The following is a 19,487-nucleotide window of genomic DNA, read 5'->3' on the forward strand; positions in this document are numbered from 1 at the left end:
GAAGAGCAGCCCTTCATCCGGGCTGCTCTTTGCCATACCTTATTGAACGAAAGGAGCATAGAACGAATCTGCAGGTATCGCCTGAGCGGCTCTAACCATGTATTCTCTCATGTCTGAGAGGACCCGTTTGCCCGGCCAGTGGTCCGGCAGCAGCTCATCCGGGAGATAGGGGTCGGCCATGAACAGTCCGCTTAACTCTTCACCCATTTGCAAATATAGCAAGAACAGCTGTAACGGTTGCCCCGCCTGAAGTCTATCCGCTAATCTCGGAGCGAACTCTTCCTTCAGCCAGACTGCTTTCTTCCGGTATAAGGCTTCGATGTCGTCCAGGTGCCAGATGGTCTGCGCTTTGAGCGGTGTAATCGTGCCTTCCTGAAATTGGCCTTGCAGGATGGACACCTTGCCTTCCAGCTCCAGCTTCTGGATCTGGGCTAAGACTTCGTCCTGATAGTTCCACGGTGAGATGTACACACTGTTATATAAAAGCCCATAACCCAGCTGCCCGAGTGCTGAGCGGAACAGGTCACGCTTCTTGCGCTCGGATTCGGGCACCTCCAGCATCACGACATCCCAGGTATGGTCCCACTGCTCCTGGTAACGGGCGGGCTTGCTGTTTATTGCCTTAATGTAGGCGAGGCCCTCGGCAGTGACGTTATACCAGGAGCGGGCCGGGGATGCGATATAGCCCTCTTTTTTCAAGCGGGATAGGGCATTGCGGATATAGGTGGAGGTGTACCCCCTGTGTTCATAGATCTCGACAAACTGCTGGGCGCCCATCTGCTCCACCTTAGATAACAGAAACAGCATTGTTTTCTCAACGGACAGCAACTTCTTCACACCTCTCTTGACAGCTGGCAGGAATAGATATATCATAAAAACAAACGAACGTTATTATTTATGTTATATTCGTCAATCGCACTGCTGGATTTGGATGTAGAGCAACTTGGTGTCATTGTAACGTAAACCTTGGGTTTTTGCACGATTCATTCCTAAGGACTTATTAAAATCTAGTCATGAAGAGGAGAGGAATTCTATGAAAATTACCTTCCACGGCCATTCCTGTGTTCAAATTGAGGTCAACGGCAAATCGCTGATCATCGACCCGTTCATTAGCGGTAATCCGGCGGCGGTGACGACTGTAGAGGAGATTAAGACCGATGCGGTGCTGCTGACGCATGCCCATATGGATCATATGCTGGATGCCGCACCGATTGCTAAGCGCAATGATGTGCCGATTGTAGCGATTGTGGAGCTGGCGGGTTACCTTGAATCCCAAGGCGCACAGACGATTGGCATGAACATCGGGGGAACGGTAGATCTGGGGTTCGCCAAGGCGACGATGATCCATGCTTTCCATACCTCAAGCATCACCCTCGAAGACGGACAGAGTATCTATGGCGGCACACCGGCGGGCTTCATTATTGAGGCGGACGGACACACGGTACTGCATGCTGGGGATACAGGGCTGTTCGGCGACTTGAAAATGTTCGGGGAGCTGTATGACATCGATCTCGCGATCCTGCCCATCGGTGGACATTTCACCATGGGGCCGGAGCATGCGCTTATCGCGGCGAAATGGCTGGGAGCAAGACAGGTACTTCCGGTTCACCACAATACCTTCCCGCCAATCCGCCAGGATGTAGGAGCCTTCGTTCAGGCGCTGGAAGAGGCGGGAATACGCGGCTCGGCGCTTGGCTATGGAGAGACGCTGGAGCTGTAGCGATCCCCTCAAGCCGCCGTATAATTTCTGCATTAACCACAGGGCTGCCCCAAATCGCTATTTCATGGCTTTTGGAGCAGTCCTGTTCAGGTTATGCATATAATCTACTGGGCGAACCGCGACAGCTCCCGGTTGAACCGCTCCCGTTCGTCATAGAATAATCCGTGTCCGCTGTTCTCAAACGGAATAAGTACTGAATTCCTGATCCCTTGGTGCTGCGCTTCCGCAAGCGGGTACAAGCAGACCTGATCATGGATGCCGTGAAGAATCAGCGTAGGTACATGAATTTGGGGGAGATCCAGGAATAGCTCTTCTTGCAGCCAAGCCTCAGAGACAGCGATAGTGGACCAGCTAGCCGCCTCTAGTCCTAAGAGGAAGAACCAGTCCGAGAACGCCGGAGAGACTTGGTGATAGAAGAAAATCTTGCCGAAATCCTGCAGCATATTTGGCCGGTCCTCATAAGTTGACTTAATAATCTGCTCTATAACTTCTCTGGTTGTGCCGTAAGGGAAGCCCGGCCGCTGAATCAGACTGGGGGCTGCCGAAGCGAATAGGGCCAGCTTGGAGACTCCGTATCCCTTATGCCGTGCCATATAACGGATCGCGACAGCCCCGCCGGTAGAATGCCCGCCCAGCGTAATATTGCTCAGCCCTAAGGCGCCGATTACGCAGCGGATATCATCAGCGAGACGGTTGTAATCGTATCGGCCCAGCGGTTTATCTGATTTGCCGAAGCCCCTCATGTCAAGGCCAATACAGCGATACCCTTGAGGTACCAGCTGGTTGTATTGATACTCGAACATCTGGTGGTTCGCAGGCCAGCCGTGAATGAACAGGATGGTTTTACTGCCTTGTGGATTGATATCATTGACATAGATCTTCACGTTCGGTTCTACTCTGATCCAATGTTCCATTTCGCTTCCCTCATTTACTGGAGTTGTCTGTTTGCCTCATTGTATTCAGCATGCTGGGGAAAGTGCCTAGAAGACTGGCTTAGGCTGGTCATTCATACGAAAGGGGAATACAATATTATGAATAAGATTCTGAACGGTATCCGCTGGCAGGAGCAGGGCGCAGATAGTGAAGGCCTAATAGCAAGGCTGGAAGAGGCGGCCGTAACACAGATGAAGGGCGGGTTGGAAGCCGAAGTACATAGAATTACACTGCCGGATACGAAGCTTGTGCTGAAAATTTGGAACCGTGAGTCCCGGCCGGACATCTCGATCCAGTATCAAGTGCTGGAGCAGCTGTTCCGGCAGGGATGCGCGGTCTCACGGCCGTATGCTTGGGGGCTCGACGCTGAGGGTCATCAGGTGCTGTTAACCAGCTTCGATGGTATGCCCGTTAAGAAGGTGAATGCCGACAGCCTTACAGCCATAGCAGCCAATCTGCTCGATGTACATAAGCTGGAGATCGATTCTTCCAGCAGCTTGAAGGTTCCTGCATATGATTTCGCAGATTACTTTTTCCCTTCCTGGGCAGAGCAGCCGGAGATCCGATCGCTGGCGCAGGAGCTGGCGGAGCGGGGCAAACTGACTGCTCACCAGCTCATTCATGGCGATTATCATCTGGGCAATGTTCTGGAGTCTTCCGGGAAGTTCACTATCATCGACTGGACCAATGTCCAGCATGGCGATCCGAGGTATGATATTGCGTGGTCTATTCTGCTCTTTAGAGTGTATCTGGCGGAGCGGAATGCCAGCGTCTACCGGTCAGCCTTTGCCGCCAAATGCAATTATAGCCCGGCAGAGCTGGAGCTGTTCGAGGCACTGGCTGCTCTGCGCTGGCTTCAGCTGCACCGGACAACGGGTGTCCCGGTGCAGCGGAACACGCTGAAGGTGATGCGGACGCTAATACGGGAGAACCGGTATTTGCCGGATAGTCTGTCTGAATCGTTGTAGCTGATACCCCGCTTGGCTATTTCCCGTCCTCACAAGCACTACGTTCTCCAACCAACCAGTGCAAGCAGAAACGGCTACGCTATCCTCTTAAGGACGGCATAGCCATTTCTGCTTGCATGATAAGAAAGGTTGAGGAGTAAATATGCTCCCATAGAATGAGAAGCATTTCAGCCATTAAGCTGCTTAATTCTTACGCTCCGGGTTCTGCGGCTTCACACGGGCGGGCCGGGTGACCCAGTTGCTGCGGTTCATCGGCTTGACCGTATCAATCCGCTCGTTAATAACCTCAGCTTGTGTCTCCTCTGCCGGAGCAGACTCTGCGCTGCTGTCCGTGTCCACGGCAGCCGGGGTTTTCTTGGACAGGCCGGCACCATTATGCTTGCCGCGGTTCCATACTCTATTCTTGCTCATCTAAGTACACTCCATTTCTGTAACCATATGCTTCAACCATATCACAACTAGGACTAAGCACAAAACTCCGATTTTGACAAGTTATAAATTGTACTATCGATCTCCGGAAAGGGTAACTATAATGGTATAGAATTGAAAGGAGAGCATTCTGATGCCCATCAAGATAATAACGGATAGCGGTTCGGATCTACCCCCTGAATACACGAAGCAGTATGACATCTCCATTGTTCATTTGCCGGTCCATTTCGGCCATGAGCTGATGCCGGATGATATGAATGCCAAGGATTTCTATGACAAAATGCATGAATCGAAGGAGTTGCCTACGACTGCAAGCCCGAGTCCGCAGACCTTCCTGGACAGCTTCAAGCAAGTGGAAGCAGGCACTGACATTCTGGTCATCTGCATGTCCTCTAATATTAGCAGTACTTATCAGACCGCAATGATTGCCAAGGAGATGTACGAGGAAGAAGGACATCCGAATGCGATTGAAATTATAGATTCCAAGCTCTTCTCCGGCGGCTTGACCCTGATTGTCGCTATGGCGGCCAAATGGTCACTCACCGCAGCAAGTCTGGCTGAACTGAAGGACAGAGTGCTAAGCAAGGTCGAAGAGACGACTGCGTACTTCACACTGGACACCCTGGAAAATGTGATCAAGGGCGGACGGCTGAGCCGGATCTCCGGCGCTGTGGCTTCCGTGCTGAACATTAAGCTGCTCCTGAAGATCAGCGACGAGGGTATCGTTGAAGTGGTCGAGAAGACGCGCGGACTGCCCAAGGCACTGACTCATCTGCTGGCCAAGCTGGACCAGAAGCAGCATGATTATGAGCAGGCGGTAATCGCAATTGTGCATAGCAATTGTGAGACGCTGGCGCTGGAGATCAAGCGGCGTATTCTGGAGAAGCATCCCTTCAAGGAGGTTCTGCTGTCCACGATGGGACCCGTGATGGGAACCTATGCCGGGCAGGGCGGAATCGGCGTGGCATTTTAATTATATTAGGAAACTATAGTTTCCTGCTGCTGTGGAAAAGGTGTGTGTTGAACCAAATGTATATCAAAAAAAGCATACATTGTGCTCGCAAGCAGGCATGCGGCCTGAATGTATGTTAAAAACAGCATACATTGTGCTCACGCGAAGGTAATCTTACTCGCCCTCAGGGTGATTTTGTCCTTATTCCCAGAGTAAAGCACTTGTAGAGTATTAATAACTAAGCCGTATACCGGACTTTCCGGTGTACGGCTGTTTGGTCTGAGTATGCGGATAGTATGAACGGCGGGAAGCAGGCTAGGCACACCGGACTGGGCAGGTGCATAGTATGAAGCAAATCCAATTACACGGAGGTCAACCACTTATGTCGACAACTTCTTCCGGCCAGCAAACGTCGGTAATCTATCAGGCAGACCCGGCGGTGGTTCAGCATCTGAACGGGGTCCGCGATTCGCTTCACCAGTCTTGTAAGCCGTATCTGAATCACAAAGTGCAGGTGCAGACCCTTGACGGTCAGATGCATGAGGGTACGATTGCCGGTATGGACAGCAAGCATATGTACCTGGCTGTAACCATAGCCACGGATATGGGCCGCGGATATTACAACCCATACTATAAGCCTTATCCTGGTCCAGGATATCCTGGCCCGGGCTACCCGTACCCCGGTACGGTGAACAGCAATGTGATTATGCCGCTGGTCTTGTTCGAGCTGCTGGCGATTTCGTTACTCTAAGCAAGGCTCATAGCCCCAGGATGTGAAAGGACCGGATCAGCCTATCGCTGATCCGGTTTTTCAGCTGTGCGGATGATATTCACCGGGAGATCTGCAAATTGCACACGTGAAAATAATCATGGAACCGCATTCATGAAAACGCTATAATTTAATGGAGTCTATCAAATCAAAGGGGAAACACAATGAGCAAAGGAAGAATGTTCTACAGCATCTTTATTCCTATATTAATTCTGGGCGTGGGACTGGTGGTCGGCTTCGGAAGCTATATCTACATCAGTACCATCGATTCAGTGGTCGAGCGGTTCTCCAGCAGCAAGCAGAGCTATATCGAGCAGATCAAGAACAATCTGGAGCATAAGATCCAAACGATAGAATATGCGTTCAACACCTATAGCACCACCAGCTCTTTTCAGGAGGTTGTGACCCATCCCATTACTGAGCAAGACTTCATCGCTTACCGGAATGTGAACTCGCAGCTGAATTATATCGCCTCCATGGCGGCTGAAGGGACGGAATATTCGCTGATCAGTCTGGTGCAGAACTGGCAGATCCTGAATGAGAAGCTCAGCAATCTCAGTGCCGAAGAGGTCCAGCAGCTCCGGGAGCAGTATATTGAGAATCAGGAGCAGAGCCTCTTCTGGATGAAGACGGACAAGGGCATCCGGTTCGTGAATACACTGCCGGTGTTCTCCAGTAAGAAGCAGGCGATTGCCTTATCCGACATTTCATTACATACCCTGAATGCCACGATGAAGAGCGAGGAGGATGCCTACGTCTACATTTTGAACAAGCATGGAGAACTGATGTATGAATCCGATCCTGGCAAGGGGCTGTTAGCCCCGGAGCAATTCGGTCGGCTTGCCGGAACGATCAATTCCATGGAGGACAAGGGGACGGTCCAACAGGAGATCTCCGGCCGTGACAGCCTTAAGCTTATCTATGCCAAGTCCTCGTATAATAACTGGATTTATCTTACTGTACTGGATCAGGCGGAGATTACCCGCTCTTTGGAGATGACCAAGTTCGGGATCTCCGCGATGGGGCTGCTGTTGATTCTCCTGATCTGGGTGGTGGCTTATATGATCTCCCAATATTTCACCAAGCCGATTGAGCAGCTCAAGCGCAGTCTGCCGGTTATTCCGCAGATGAATTCCAGGAATGAGCTGGAATATATCCGGCATTCTATTGATACGATGATCTCGGAGAAGGCTTCGCTTGAGAGTCTGATCGAATCGGAAATGCCCCGGCTAGAGACACAGTTGATCCTTAATCTGTTCCGCAGCCGCGTCTCGGCAGAGGAGCTGGAGCAGAGTCTGCTCCGGTTCGGGTACAGCCTGTCAGAGAAGCGCCGATATGCGGCGATGCTGATTCAGCTGGACAGTCTGAGCGGCCGGGAGGCTTCGGACAAGGATGTCCTGCTGCTTGCCGTCAATAAGATGGTGGAGGAGCTAATCCCGCCTGGGCACCGGCTGCTGCCTATTATCCTGAATGATGATACCCAGGCCACGATCCTGACCTTCGCCGGGTACAGTGATGCCGGGATGAACAAGGAAGTGACTGATTATGCGGCAGCCCTGCTGAAGGCGGTGCGCGATTATCTTAAGGTGTCGATCAGTATCGGCATCAGCAACTTTTACAGCAATCTGTTAGAGAGTAAGGAAGCCGGGGAGATGAGCAAGCAGGCCCTGCATCAGCGGCTGAATCTGGGTAAGGAATCGATTATCTTCTATGAGGATATATCCATGGTCGTCTCCGGTCCGGTGTCGCTGCATTATCCGGCAGAGCTGGAGACGCAATTGTTCAATGCCATCCGTCTGGGGGATAAGGAGCAGGTCACCGCTGCGCTCTATCCGTTCCTGGCGGAGCTGATGGGCAAGAACAAGAGCACCCTGAAATTTGAGGTCATGCTGGTGCGGCTCGTGAATAACCTGATCCAGCTCGAACAGCATCTGGGAGTTAGCGTCCTGTTGACACAGGATAACAATAAGCTGTATCACCGCCTGCTGGACATCCGTAATCCCGAAGAGATGGAGCGGATGCTGGTGCAGGAGGTTATTTACCCCATGATGTACAGCATGAAGGACAAGACCAGCCAGCAGTTCCGCTGTCTCTCGGATAAGATCACCGACATTGTGCACGCGGAATATGACCGTGAGCTTACACTGGAGGGGATCGGCGAGCGGCTTCATTACAATCCGAATTATCTAAGCAGCATCTTCAAAAAAGAGTACGGCACCGCCTTCAGCGAATACCTCATGAACTACCGCCTGGAGATGGCCAAACGGTGGCTGACGGAGACGGATATGACGATCAAGGAGATTGCCGAACGGCTGCAGTATCATAATCCGCAGAATTTCATCCGTTCCTTCCGTAAGAAGGAGCAGGTTACGCCTGGCGCTTACCGGAAGCTTAAGCAGGGCGAGTAGTGGTTGATTTTAGCGGGAATAGGGGATATTGGCTTAGGAGCTTGTATCAGGGGTCATGCAGAAACGGTACCGTCCTTGCTTCAAGGCGGTACCGTTTCTGCATATGTTCTATATTTTTGGATGGAAGCTGAACGGCGGACCGTCAGCCTTTGACTGCTCCGAGCAGAGCGCCCTTGGTGAAATGCTTCTGAACAAAAGGATAAGCGGCCAGCATCGGCACGGTGGCGATGACAATGACCGCCATTTTGATCGTCTGGGCCGGCGGCACAATATCGACTGAGCTTCCTTCGGCCTGCATCCCGCTGGAGACAATGACGATCTGGCGCAGCAGCACCTGGATCGGCCATTTTGCCGAATCATTCATGTAGAGGATCGCGTTCATGTACGTGTTCCAGTAAGCAACCGCGTAGAACAGGGAGATGGTGGCGATGGAAGGCAGGGCCAGCGGCAGCATAATCCGCATGAAGATTCCGAAGTCATTGCTCCCGTCGATCTTGGCGGACTCCTCCAGACTGTCAGGCAGCGCCTGGAAGAAGTTGCGCATGATAATCATGTTGAAGGCATTGACGGCAACCGGGAAGATCAGTGAGCCGTACGAGTTGATCAGGCCGACGCTTTTGACGACCAGGAAGGTGGGAATCATTCCGCCGCTGAACAGCATGGAGAAGACGACGATGAAGTTAATCGTATTGCGGGCAGGCAGGTATCTCCTGGACAAGCCGTAGGCCATCAGCGCGGTAAGCAGCATACTGACTACGGTTCCTGCAATAGTGACACCCACGGATACCCCGAGTCCCCGGAAGATGGTAGGCGTCGAGAGAATGTAGCGGTATGCATCCAGAGAGAAAGTGGTCGGGAATAAGATGAACCGCTTGGCCATGACCTCCTGGGTGGTAGCGAAGGAGCTGGCAATGATATTGATGAAGGGCAATAAGCAGACAAGCGCAATCAGAACGAGTATGGCTGCGTTAACGAAGGTGAAGATCCTTCCGCCGACTGATTCTTTTCTACGTGAGCTATGGTTCATTCTGTGATCCTCCTCGTATTTCAGTACCTCTTCACTGTAACAAGGGGCAGAAATTACGTATATAATCCGGGCATGAGGTGTTCGCAGACCAGCCCTGTGCAGCACGCCTCCGCAGAATAATCATTAGCCTAGGCAGATAATCCTCAGAGGAGATCTGATCGGCCTTAATCCCGCAGCCACGCGGGTTCTGTAAACGCTATCACATAATGATTATATACGTAATGTAAGAAATTTCTTACGCTGGGATCGTAACAGGAACGAGCAAAGGAGGCTGACATGTGAAAGCAACAAGCATCACCGCAACACCAAATCTGACCATAGAAAAGGGGAAAGGCGCACGCGCTCTTACGGCTCTGAACAAATACAAGCTGCTGTATCTGATGATCCTGCCCGGGCTGCTGTATTTCATCATCTTCAAATATCTGCCCATGGGCGGGCTGATCATTGCGTTCCAGAATTATCAGCCGTTCCAGGGAATTACCGGGAGTGAGTGGGTCGGCCTGAAGCATTTCATCCGGTTATTTACGGAGCCTACGTTCATGCAGCTGCTGCGCAATACCCTGATTCTGTTTGCCATGAACATTGTGATCTTCTTCCCTCTGCCGATTATTGTAGCTTTGATGCTGAACGAATTGAAGGGACGCTATCTCAAAAACTGGATTCAGACGATTATCTATATCCCGCACTTCATGTCCTGGGTCATCATTGTCTCTATTACGTATGTGTTCCTGACGGTGGATGGCGGGGTCATCAATGAGCTGATCGCAAGTCTCGGCGGCAACAAAATCAGCTTCCTTACCTCCTCCGAGTGGCTGCGGACGATCTACATTCTGCAGATAATCTGGAAGGAGCTTGGATGGTCAACCATTATCTATCTGGCTGCCATTACTGTCGTGGACCCGCAGCTCTATGAAGCCTCTGAGATGGACGGGGCCAGCCGTCTGCGCAAGACCTGGCATGTTACACTGCCGGCCATCCGTCCTGTGATTATTACTCTGCTGATTCTCAAAATCGGCAGCACGCTGGATCTCGGCTTCGAGCATATGTATCTGCTGCTGAATTCACTGAACCGCAGTGTCGCCGAGATTTTTGATACCTATATCTATACGGCGGGCCTGAAGAACGGGCAATTAAGCTTCAGCACCACGATAGGTTTGTTCAAGGGTGCTGTCGGGTTAATTCTCGTGATGCTCTCCAACAAGCTGGCCAAGAAGATGGGCGAAGACGGCGTGTATTAAGGCTAAGGCTAACTATTTCTATCTACCAAAGGAGAAGTGTTATGAACAAAAAATGGGTCACTCTAATTGCAATCGCTACAATGGCTACCACTATGCTCTCGGCTTGCGGCGGAGACAAGGAAGAGAAGAAGAATGCCGCTGAAGAGGATCTGAACTCGACACTCGAAGTAACCTGGCTGAATATTCTGCACACGGCGTCACCGCCGACCGATACGATCAAATCTCTGCTTGAGGAATATACCAACAGCAAAATCACCTTCAACTGGGTGCCCGATGCTTCCAAGGAAGAGCGGATCACTACGGCGCTGGCCTCCGGGGAGCTTGCAGACATTGTCACCCTGACCATGATGACCAATTCATCGGTTAGAAGCTCACTGAAATCAGGGCTGTTCTGGGATGTGGGGCCGTATCTCGCAGAGTTCAGTAATCTGGCGAAGATTGCTCCTGAGCTGAAGGAAGCGGCTTCGATTGAAGGCGTACTGTACGGCGTTCCTTTCCAGAAGAATCTGGCGCGTTCCGGTCTAATTTTCCGCAAGGACTGGCTGGATAAGCTGGGTCTGCCGGTTCCGAAGACGCTGGATGAGGTGTATGAAGTAGCCAGAGCGTTCACAGAGGACGACCCGGACGGCAACGGTGTGAAGGATACGACAGGCTTCGGGGACAGATCAGAGCTGAAATACAGCAGCTTCAAAACACTAAGCTCCTATTTCGGCACGCCGAATGGCTGGAAGGTGGATGATAGCGGCAAGTTTACCCCTGAATTCGATACACAAGAGTATATCGACACGATGAATTACTCCAGAAAGCTCTACGAGAACGGATATCTGGCGCAGGACTTCGCAGTTACAGCCAAATCAGACCAGCAGCAGCAATTCGCACAGGGTAAAACCGGGATTTATACCGGTATGGTGGACATCACCAGTCTTAGAACACTGGCGCAGGATCTGCAGCCGGGCATGGAGCTGGTGCCGGTGAACAAGATTTCGGGTGGAGATGAACAGTATCATATCTGGTCCGAGGGCAGCGGGATCGGCGGATTGATGGCTTTTCCGAAATCAGAGGTGAAGACCGAAGCAGAGCTCAAGCGGCTGCTGAAGTTCGTCAATGACCTGATCGATGAGAAGGCGTTCATGCTTATGACCGGCGGGATTGAAGGCACTCACTTTGAATACGATGAGAACGGCGCCTTCAAGATTCTGAACACCGAGCTGTGGCAGGCGGATGTGCAGCCTTTCTCCTCCAGCAGACCTAGTGAGATTGCCTATACGCTTAAGGATGCGAACCCTGAGAAGCAGCTGGCTAATGAACTGATCCGCGAGAATGACAAGTTCGCTGTGCTTGACCCGACTGTTCCCCTAGATTCGGCAACCAACAATGAACAGGGAACGGAATTGCAAAAGATCATCACAGATGCTACCTTCAAATATATCATGGGCCAATCCGATGAGGCGACCTTCAAGAAAGACGTACAGACCTGGAAGGATTCCGGCGGAACCAAGATCACCGAAGAATATGAAGCTGCATACAAACTGACACAGAAGTAAGTAAGTAGGGTTTATGCGAAGGCTAGAGTCTGAGAGGGGATGGGAAAAGGGATGCTGGTGGGCAAGGAGGGCTTTTGCGATTACTCTACCATTCAAGCGGCAGTCGATGCCCTGGAACGGCTGGACCCGGACATAGAGGCTACGCTCTACATTATGCCGGGAGTGTATAAGGAGGAGGTGAGGGTCTACCGCTCCTGTCTCCGTATCATCGGCATCGGACAAGTGGAGATCACGATGAACCGCTATGCCCGGGAGCTGGATGAGCAGGGGGAAGAGATCGGGACCTTTGCCACTCCCACCCTGTTCCTGGGCGGCCGGAAGCTGGTGCTGGAGAATCTGACTATTTCTAATACAGCGGGACAAGGCAGTGAGGTAGGACAGGCTGTGGCGGTGTACGCCCATTGTGATGAGACGGTATTCCGAAATTGTACATTCAAGGGCCATCAGGACACACTGTTCACTGGTCCGCTGCCGCCGGCTCCCAGAGAGCGTCTGCTGTTCGGCGGGATTCCGCTCAGGGAGCAGCACGCGCAGTACCGCCAGCTGTACCAGCACTGTCACATTGAGGGAACGGTAGATTATATTTTTGGCGGAGCAACGGCCTACTTCGAGCATTGTACGCTGCACAGCCTGCGGGGTAGCGGAGGCCATGCAGGCTACATCACGGCAGCCTCCACTCCCGAAGGGCAGGCCTACGGCTACGTGTTCAGCCATTGTTATCTGAGCGCTGAGCCGGGCACAGCTCCTGTATTCCTGGGCCGCCCATGGCGGGAGCATGCCAAGACTGTCTTTGTGGATTGCCGGATGGGCCAGCATATCCACCCCCAAGGCTGGGCTCATTGGGGCGAGCCTGCCAATGAGCAGACGGTCAGGTATGCGGAGTACACTTCTGAAGGAACTGCGGCGATTCTGCGGCAGCAGCGTGTGCCTTGGGCTGAGCTGCACGGAAGCGGCGCAGCGCGGGTTGGCAGGGACGATGTACTGGCCGGGTTCCATACGCCGGAAGGATAAATGATCTTGTGGATATAAGGCGCTGACAATAAAAGGTAGGGAAACTAAACAGCAGAAGAAAATAAAAGGGATGACCCCGCTACCCGGGGTCATCCCTTTATTCGATCAAGTCTTCAACGCTTACGTGTTCACAACTGCTGTAATCTCTTCGTCCAGCTCCAGCCGAACATCTTCACGGTAGGCTCGGATGCCGTATTCGCTGTGTACGTAGCGAAGAATGGACTCAATCATGTTGGACTCTACCAGGTACTGGCTGCGTCCTTGTATCCAGACCTCTGCGGTGTATCCGGTGTCCTCGTCCCAGCTCAGTTCCACCTGGACTTCCTCCACCCGAACAGCCTTGCGTTCCGCCATATGCAGGCAGATCGCATTGATAATCTCGTCCATACTGAGAACGGTAACACCCATTAGTAGCGTCCGTCTCTTTCCTGCATTCTGCGTCGTTCCTGTCTGCGCTTGAAGAAGGACATAATCAGCGTAATCACGAAGTAGATGGCCAGCATGTTAATCAGGAATCCTATGATATTTCCAAAAGCACCCATTCCGGCGAACATTCCGCCGAAGAGGAAGCCGGCGATCCCGCCGATCATCAGGCCTTTCATCAAGCTGCCGCCGCTGAAGAAGCCGCGGTTCGCGTTCGCTGCAGTTCCGTTGGTGTTGCTTTTGGTGCTATCGCTTTTTTTCACATTATCAGTGGTCGATTTCTTCGGGGTCGTTGTGAATCCCCGGCTGCCTGATTTGAAGCCCCCGCCGCGGCGGGCATCTGCGAAGTCAGGAACAGTGACGGCGAAGAACAGTGTGAAGGCCATGACGATCATCATTACACGTTTCATTGGTTTCATTGAGTACGAGAACCTCCTAGAAGTTGGTAACACCCAGTGTACCTGGCTGTTGCCCGGTAATACGCAGAGCGGAGGTTAAGGTTTCAATTTTTAAAATATAAGAATTTATATGTTTCACACGATAACTTATCCTTCTATTTCTCGCTGAAACGGTATCGTCCTTAAAAGGACGGCAAAGCCGTTTCCACTTGTTATCACAAATATAAATGTTATCATCCGGCATTGGCCTATGAACCCGGACACAAAAAAAGCGCGGGTCCGGGACCCGCGCAAACAGCAGTATCAGAGAGTTGCCTTAGTCCGCGTAGCCGTCCGAGACAAGCTCAAGCGCTCCGGTAGCCGGATCGATGATCATGCCGTGAATAGGTACGTTTGGGGGGAGTAAGGGATGGCGCTTAATCAGCTCCACAGTCTGAATTACCCCTTCCTCGACATTGTCAAACCCGCGCAGCCATTTCGTCAGCTTAATTCCCGAATTCTCCAGGGTGCTGAGCACTTCATCAGACACTCCACGCTCCTTGATAGAGTTAATCATCTTGTCCGCGTTCAGGGAAGCCATGCCGCATTCATAATGCCCCACGACGATGACTTCGTCTGCATCCAGCTCGTATAGCGCAACCATGACGCTGCGCATAACGCTGCCGAACGGCTGGGAGATGACGGCTCCGGCGTTCTTGATGATTTTGACATCGCCGTTCTTGAAATTCATGGCCTTAGGCAGAAGCTCAACAAGCCGCGTGTCCATGCAGGTGATGATCAGCATTTTTTTATCCGGGAAGCGGCTGGTCAGATAGCTCTCATATGCCTTTTCCTCTACAAAATGCTTGTTGAACTCCATAATGTCTGTAATCTGACTCATGAGCATGCGCCTCCTTAATTGATTAAACTGTAATCCATTGTACTGCGTCTAGCCGTGAACATAAAGGGCTTCCTGTAATCAAATATTGCAAAATCTAAGCGGAGTCTGTCTCCGTGCCTGTGAGCCGTTAACTGCTTCAAATTTGAAGAGAAACAGCCCGAATTTGATTATACCGATTATAAAAAGTATCATCAAGAGGAGTAGAAAAAAATGACAAGGCAGGTGCTCAGACATGGAACAGCAGGTCCGGGAACAGTGGGATAAATTCAGCGAGCTATTATTTAAAATCAGAGGCTATTATGAAGCAATTGGACTTCTGGGCTGGGATCTGCGTACAGGCGCGCCCCGCAAAGGCGTAGAGACCCGTTCTGCCACGCTCGGTATGCTGAGTGGAGAGGCGTTCAGACTCCAGGTATCTGAGGAGATCGGAGCGTTCACAGAGTATCTCAGCCGCCCGGAAGTAGCGGAGCAGTTGGACGGCAATCAGAATAAGATTGTCAAGGATACGCGCAAGGAGTACCAGCGGAGCAAGAGCATTCCTTCCAAGACCTTCGAGGAATATTCGGTGCTCACCGCCCATGCGCAGACCGTGTGGGAAGAGGCTAAGGATGATAATGATTTCGCCTCCTTCGAGCCATATCTGACCAAGATTGTGGCCTTCAAACAAGAGTTCGTTGATTACTGGGGCGTACAAGGCTCGCGGTATGACACACTGCTGGATATGTACGAGCCGGATTTGACGGTTGAGAAGGTGGATGCTATCTTCACCCGTCTGCGCAGCCGTCTTGTTCCGCTGGCCGAAGCGATCAATGCTTCGCCGAACAAGCCGGACACCGAATTCCTGAGCCAAATCTTCCCCAAGGAGCAACAGGAGAAGTTCGGCCTCTTCTTACTCGAACAGATGGGTTATGATTTCGAGGCAGGACGTCTGGATGAGAGTGTGCATCCGTTCGCAACGGGCCTGAACCCCGGCGATGTCCGAATTACAACGAACTATCTGCTCGACAATGTGACCAGCTCCATCTTCAGTTCGCTGCATGAGGGCGGACATGCTCTGTACGAGCAGAATTTCGGTGAAGAGCTGATCGGTACACCGTTGGCACAGGGCGCCTCCATGGGAATTCATGAATCCCAGTCCAGACTGTGGGAGAATATGATCGGCCGCAGCCGGGCCTTCTGGCAGCGTTACTATGGCGATCTGCAGCAGCATTTCCCGGAGCAGCTTGCGAACGTGGAGATGGAAGACTTTTACCGGGCAATCAACAGCGTAGGCAATTCCTTCATTCGGATCGAAGCCGATGAACTGACGTATAACCTGCATATTATTGTGCGTTATGAGATTGAGAAGCTGATTTTCAATGAAGGGCTTGAAGTCAAGGACTTGCCTAAGACCTGGAACGCGAAGTATCAGGAATACTTAGGTATTACACCGCCTACGGATGCGCTTGGCGTGCTGCAGGATGTTCATTGGTCCGGTGGAGATTTCGGCTATTTCGCTTCCTATTCCTTGGGTAACATGTATGCGGCCCAGATGCTGAACACTCTGCGCAAGGAGCTGCCGGAGTTCGAAGAGCTGATTGCTGCCGGTAACCTGCTGCCGATCAAAGAATGGCTGACGGGCAAGGTATACCGCTACGGCCAGAGCCTGACCCCTTCCCAGATTATCGAGCAAGTCACAGGCGAACCGCTGAATCCCGATTATCTGGCAGATTATCTGGAAGCGAAGTATACAGAGCTCTACAAGCTATAAGATTTGAATAAGCCTTGCTGCATCAGCAAATGATGGCTTCTTAAGCGATTAAATGATACAGCAGCAGCCTGCCCTGCGGCGTCCCTAAGCTGGAAGGACTTCGGAGAAACGGCTATAATAGAAGGAAACCGCAAACGGAAGGAATCGTGGTATGGCTAATACTCACACTTACAGCCGCAAGGAAGAAGTTGCCAATGCGGTTACTCACGGGATCGGCGCCGTCTTAAGCATTGCTGCGCTGGTGATGCTGGTCGTATATGCCGTTCAGAACGGCACGGCTTGGCATGTAGTCAGTTTCTCCATTTACGGCGCTACTATGCTGCTGCTGTATTTTAATTCAACCATGGTGCATAGTCTCAGGGAGGGGAAGGCGAAGGATTTCTTTGAATTCCTTGACCACTCCTCGATTTATTTATTCATTGCCGGAACGTACACCCCGTTTATGCTGGTGGCGATCCGCGGACCGCTGGGCTGGACCTTATTCGGTATCGCTTGGGGAGTGGCGGTGTTCGGTGTCTTCTTCAAGGCCTTTTTCGTCAAAAAATTCCTGTTCATGTCCACCATCTTCTACATTGCGATGGGCTGGATGATCGTAATCGCCTGGAGCCCTCTGTCCCAGGCTGTCGCCAGTGGCGGGATGACACTGCTGGTAGCAGGGGGGTTGATGTACACCCTCGGCACCGTCTTTTATGTATGGCGGGGCTTCCCGTACCATCATGCAATCTGGCATTTATTCGTGCTTACGGGAACCGTTCTGCACTTCTTCGTTGTATTGTTATTCATTCTCCCTATTCATTAATGCGGGAAGTTAGGGCAGGTATGGCGCCTGATTTCAACACGGGAATGCCGGTATTGGGCAAAGTGAAAGATGACAAGTAAAAAGACTTGACATCTTTCTTTGTTTTCGGTATCATAAGGGACGTTGTGAAGCTGTAAAGTGTTTTTCCTTGACGAAGGGAGTGCCCTTAATGAGTCAGGAGAATAGGCTCGAGAAAACCAACCGTATTAACCTGTTATTTGCTTTCTATGAACGGCTGCTTACTGACAAGCAACAGACGTTTCTCAAATATTATTTCCATGATGATTTCTCCCTGGGGGAGATCGCAGCGGAATTTGAAATTAGCCGCCAGGCTGTGTACGAGCATATTAAGCGGGCGGAGCAAGTGCTTGAGAATTATGAAGAGAAGCTTGGACTCCTGTCCAAGCATGAAGACCGCAACAAATACTTAGAAGAACTGCGCAGATTGCAGGATACGGCAATGCTGCCTGAGCAATATAAACAGCAGTTCATGGAACTCATGGAACAGCTGCAGAAGTTAGAGTAGGAAGAAGGGAGCGAGCCGCCTATGGCATTTGAAGGATTAACCGGAAGATTGCAGAATGTGTTCAGCAAACTGCGCGGCAAAGGGAAAGTATCCGAAGATGACGTAAACGAAGCGATGCGTGAAGTGCGGCTGGCCCTTCTGGAAGCCGATGTTAACTTCAAGGTCGTCAAGGACTTTGTGTCTAAGGTGAAAGAGAAGTCTGTTGGCACGGAAGTGATGGACAGCTTCACGCCAGGCATGGTTATCATCGATATTGTGAACAAGGAACTGACTGAGCTGATGGGCGGAAGCCAGGCGAAGCTGGCTAAGTCGAACAAGCCGCCGACGGTCATCATGATGACGGGTCTGCAGGGCGCGGGGAAGACGACCACATCCGGTAAGCTGGCGAAGCTGCTGCAGAAGGGCAATCACCGCCCGCTGCTCGTAGCCGCCGATATCTACCGTCCGGCTGCAATCAAGCAGCTACAGGTGCTCGGAGAACAGATCAAGGTTCCTGTCTTCTCGCTGGGTGATCAGACCAGTCCGGTAGAGATTGCCAGACAAGGTGTTCAGCATGCGAAGGATAACAACCTGGATTATGTCATCATCGATACGGCAGGCCGCCTGCATATTGATGAAGAGCTGATGGAAGAGCTGAAGCAGATCCATAACGTGGTAACTCCAGACGAAGTGCTGCTTGTAGTCGATGCCATGACCGGTCAGGATGCCGTGAATGTGGCGGACAGCTTCAACAAGCAGCTGGAGCTTACCGGCGTAGTGCTTACGAAGCTTGATGGTGACACCCGTGGTGGTGCTGCGTTATCCGTCAAGGCGGTCACCGGCTGCCCGATCAAATTCGCCGCTCTCGGCGAGAAGATCGATGCGCTGGAGCCGTTCCATCCGGAGCGGATGGCTTCACGGATACTCGGCATGGGCGACATGCTGTCGCTGATCGAGAAGGCTCAGGCCAACATCGATACCGAAAAAGCCAAGGAAATGGAACGTAAGATGCGCAATGCAGAGTTCACGTTCGATGATTTCCTGGAGCAGATGGATCAAGTGAAGAAGCTTGGACCGATCGATCAGATTCTTGATATGCTTCCCGGCATGAACAAGGCCAAGGGCATGAAGGACCTGAAGGTGGATGATAAGCAGATGGGCCGTGTCGAAGCCATTGTTCATTCCATGACCAAGGCCGAGAAAGCCCAGCCTGAGATTATCAACCACAACCGCCGCAAGCGTATTGCAGCAGGCAGCGGTACCAACGTCGCTGAGGTGAACCGGCTCATCAAGCAATTCGATGAAATGCGCAAGATGATGAAGCAGTTCTCCGGTATGATGGGCGGCGGAGGCGGCAAGGGTGGTAAGAAGAACGCCATGAAGCAGCTCAAGGGCCTTGCCGGCAAAGGCGGCATGAAGTTCCCGTTCCGTTGATCTTAATCTTCAGGGTCAATCTTTAATGTTTAGGTTCTAGGTTTAAGGTTTACCCCTAGATCTGATATAGTACAACATCAGAAGATCGAGTAGTCTTTTGACCTTAATCTTTTGATCTTAGTCTTTCGATCTTGAAATCTTTAAAACCTCGTTGCCAGGGAACGCCGCCAGTCAAGCGTATCCCGCAGGGAGGAAAAGCGGTCTCCGCTCGAACTCATTCCAAGTCCCGCCAATCTGAACGCCTACGCTAGTTGCACTTAGCGGGTGTCCAGAGGGCAGAGCCCTTGGGGCCCTCCCTT

General features: G+C 51.7%; 19 protein-coding genes. 12 read left to right on the plus strand and 7 right to left on the minus strand.

The genetic code is table 11. From position 1 onward, the window contains the following. Positions 1 to 39 precede the first annotated feature (39 nt). Positions 40 to 837 carry a PaaX family transcriptional regulator C-terminal domain-containing protein gene (locus tag C162_RS30380; RefSeq protein WP_162174501.1) on the minus strand — a complete coding sequence of 266 codons (798 nt, stop codon included), beginning with the start codon at positions 835 to 837 and terminating at the stop codon, positions 40 to 42. 196 nt (positions 838 to 1,033) lie between these two features. Between C162_RS30380 and C162_RS30385 the strand changes: the two genes are divergently transcribed. Further along, a complete protein-coding gene (locus tag C162_RS30385) occupies positions 1,034 to 1,720 on the plus strand; it encodes a metal-dependent hydrolase (RefSeq protein ID WP_036701172.1) in 687 nt (228 codons plus the stop codon). 104 nt (positions 1,721 to 1,824) lie between these two features. Here C162_RS30385 and C162_RS30390 read toward each other — a convergent pair whose 3' ends face one another. Next, positions 1,825 to 2,634 carry an alpha/beta fold hydrolase gene (locus C162_RS30390; protein WP_036701173.1) on the minus strand — a complete coding sequence of 270 codons (810 nt, stop codon included), beginning with the start codon at positions 2,632 to 2,634 and terminating at the stop codon, positions 1,825 to 1,827. Between the two features lie 117 nt (positions 2,635 to 2,751). Between C162_RS30390 and C162_RS30395 the strand changes: the two genes are divergently transcribed. Then, positions 2,752 to 3,621, plus strand: coding sequence for an aminoglycoside phosphotransferase family protein (locus tag C162_RS30395; RefSeq protein WP_036701176.1), 870 nt, complete (start codon positions 2,752 to 2,754; stop codon positions 3,619 to 3,621). Positions 3,622 to 3,804: 183 nt separating this feature from the next. Here C162_RS30395 and C162_RS30400 read toward each other — a convergent pair whose 3' ends face one another. Continuing rightward, a complete protein-coding gene (locus tag C162_RS30400; protein WP_036701178.1) occupies positions 3,805 to 4,032 on the minus strand; it encodes a hypothetical protein in 228 nt (75 codons plus the stop codon). Between the two features lie 151 nt (positions 4,033 to 4,183). Here C162_RS30400 and C162_RS30405 point away from each other — a divergent pair, with 151 nt between their 5' ends. The 3 genes from C162_RS30405 (at position 4,184) to C162_RS30415 (ending at position 8,179) form a co-directional block, all read left to right on the plus strand. After that, positions 4,184 to 5,023, plus strand: a complete 840-nt coding sequence (locus C162_RS30405; RefSeq protein ID WP_036701180.1) for a DegV family protein — start codon at positions 4,184 to 4,186, stop codon at positions 5,021 to 5,023. 361 nt (positions 5,024 to 5,384) lie between these two features. Further along, positions 5,385 to 5,753: a hypothetical protein gene (locus tag C162_RS30410; protein ID WP_036701181.1), complete on the plus strand. Its 369-nt coding sequence runs from the start codon at positions 5,385 to 5,387 to the stop codon at positions 5,751 to 5,753. Positions 5,754 to 5,935: 182 nt separating this feature from the next. After that, a complete protein-coding gene (locus C162_RS30415) occupies positions 5,936 to 8,179 on the plus strand; it encodes a helix-turn-helix domain-containing protein (protein ID WP_036701183.1) in 2,244 nt (747 codons plus the stop codon). A gap of 142 nt (positions 8,180 to 8,321) precedes the next feature. Here the strand turns inward: C162_RS30415 and C162_RS30420 are convergent, their stop codons facing one another. Further along, positions 8,322 to 9,206, minus strand: a complete 885-nt coding sequence (locus tag C162_RS30420) for a carbohydrate ABC transporter permease (protein ID WP_036701185.1) — start codon at positions 9,204 to 9,206, stop codon at positions 8,322 to 8,324. Between the two features lie 380 nt (positions 9,207 to 9,586). Here C162_RS30420 and C162_RS30425 point away from each other — a divergent pair, with 380 nt between their 5' ends. From C162_RS30425 to C162_RS30435, 3 genes are read left to right on the plus strand one after another with little or no spacing between them, the layout of a single operon-like run. Beyond that, positions 9,587 to 10,444 (plus strand): ABC transporter permease subunit, encoded by an 858-nt coding sequence (locus C162_RS30425; protein ID WP_084649097.1) that lies wholly within the window; start codon positions 9,587 to 9,589, stop codon positions 10,442 to 10,444. A gap of 41 nt (positions 10,445 to 10,485) precedes the next feature. Continuing rightward, positions 10,486 to 11,988 carry an extracellular solute-binding protein gene (locus tag C162_RS30430; RefSeq protein WP_036701190.1) on the plus strand — a complete coding sequence of 501 codons (1,503 nt, stop codon included), beginning with the start codon at positions 10,486 to 10,488 and terminating at the stop codon, positions 11,986 to 11,988. A 51-nt stretch (positions 11,989 to 12,039) separates the two neighbouring features. Then, entirely contained in the window at positions 12,040 to 12,999 is a 960-nt protein-coding gene (locus C162_RS30435) for a pectinesterase family protein (protein WP_036701191.1), read from the plus strand. Positions 13,000 to 13,119: 120 nt separating this feature from the next. On the opposite strand, the gene C162_RS30440 is transcribed toward C162_RS30435, so the two are convergent. From C162_RS30440 to C162_RS30450, 3 genes are all read right to left on the minus strand, one after another. Next, positions 13,120 to 13,407, minus strand: coding sequence for a YxcD family protein (locus C162_RS30440; protein WP_036701193.1), 288 nt, complete (start codon positions 13,405 to 13,407; stop codon positions 13,120 to 13,122). Further along, positions 13,407 to 13,841, minus strand: coding sequence for a hypothetical protein (locus tag C162_RS30445; protein WP_200869254.1), 435 nt, complete (start codon positions 13,839 to 13,841; stop codon positions 13,407 to 13,409). Before C162_RS30445 ends, C162_RS30440 begins: the two co-directional genes overlap by 1 nt. Positions 13,842 to 14,136: 295 nt before the next feature. Further along, complete coding sequence (locus tag C162_RS30450) at positions 14,137 to 14,700, minus strand: beta-class carbonic anhydrase (protein WP_036701195.1); 564 nt, start codon at positions 14,698 to 14,700, stop codon at positions 14,137 to 14,139. 232 nt (positions 14,701 to 14,932) lie between these two features. Here C162_RS30450 and C162_RS30455 point away from each other — a divergent pair, with 232 nt between their 5' ends. The 4 genes from C162_RS30455 (at position 14,933) to ffh (ending at position 19,188) form a co-directional block, all read left to right on the plus strand. Further along, entirely contained in the window at positions 14,933 to 16,450 is a 1,518-nt protein-coding gene (locus tag C162_RS30455) for a carboxypeptidase M32 (RefSeq protein WP_036701196.1), read from the plus strand. A 151-nt stretch (positions 16,451 to 16,601) separates the two neighbouring features. Continuing rightward, positions 16,602 to 17,249 carry a PAQR family membrane homeostasis protein TrhA gene (trhA, locus tag C162_RS30460; protein WP_036701197.1) on the plus strand — a complete coding sequence of 216 codons (648 nt, stop codon included), beginning with the start codon at positions 16,602 to 16,604 and terminating at the stop codon, positions 17,247 to 17,249. Between the two features lie 169 nt (positions 17,250 to 17,418). Beyond that, on the plus strand, positions 17,419 to 17,775 hold the full coding sequence (locus C162_RS30465; RefSeq protein WP_036701198.1) for a putative DNA-binding protein: 357 nt from the start codon (positions 17,419 to 17,421) through the stop codon (positions 17,773 to 17,775). A gap of 21 nt (positions 17,776 to 17,796) precedes the next feature. Beyond that, on the plus strand, positions 17,797 to 19,188 hold the full coding sequence (gene ffh, locus C162_RS30470; protein ID WP_036701200.1) for a signal recognition particle protein: 1,392 nt from the start codon (positions 17,797 to 17,799) through the stop codon (positions 19,186 to 19,188). Positions 19,189 to 19,487: the final 299 nt, after the last annotated feature.

The sequence above is a fragment of the Paenibacillus sp. FSL R7-269 genome (assembly GCF_000517865.1).
GTDB lineage: Bacteria > Bacillota > Bacilli > Paenibacillales > Paenibacillaceae > Paenibacillus_AQ.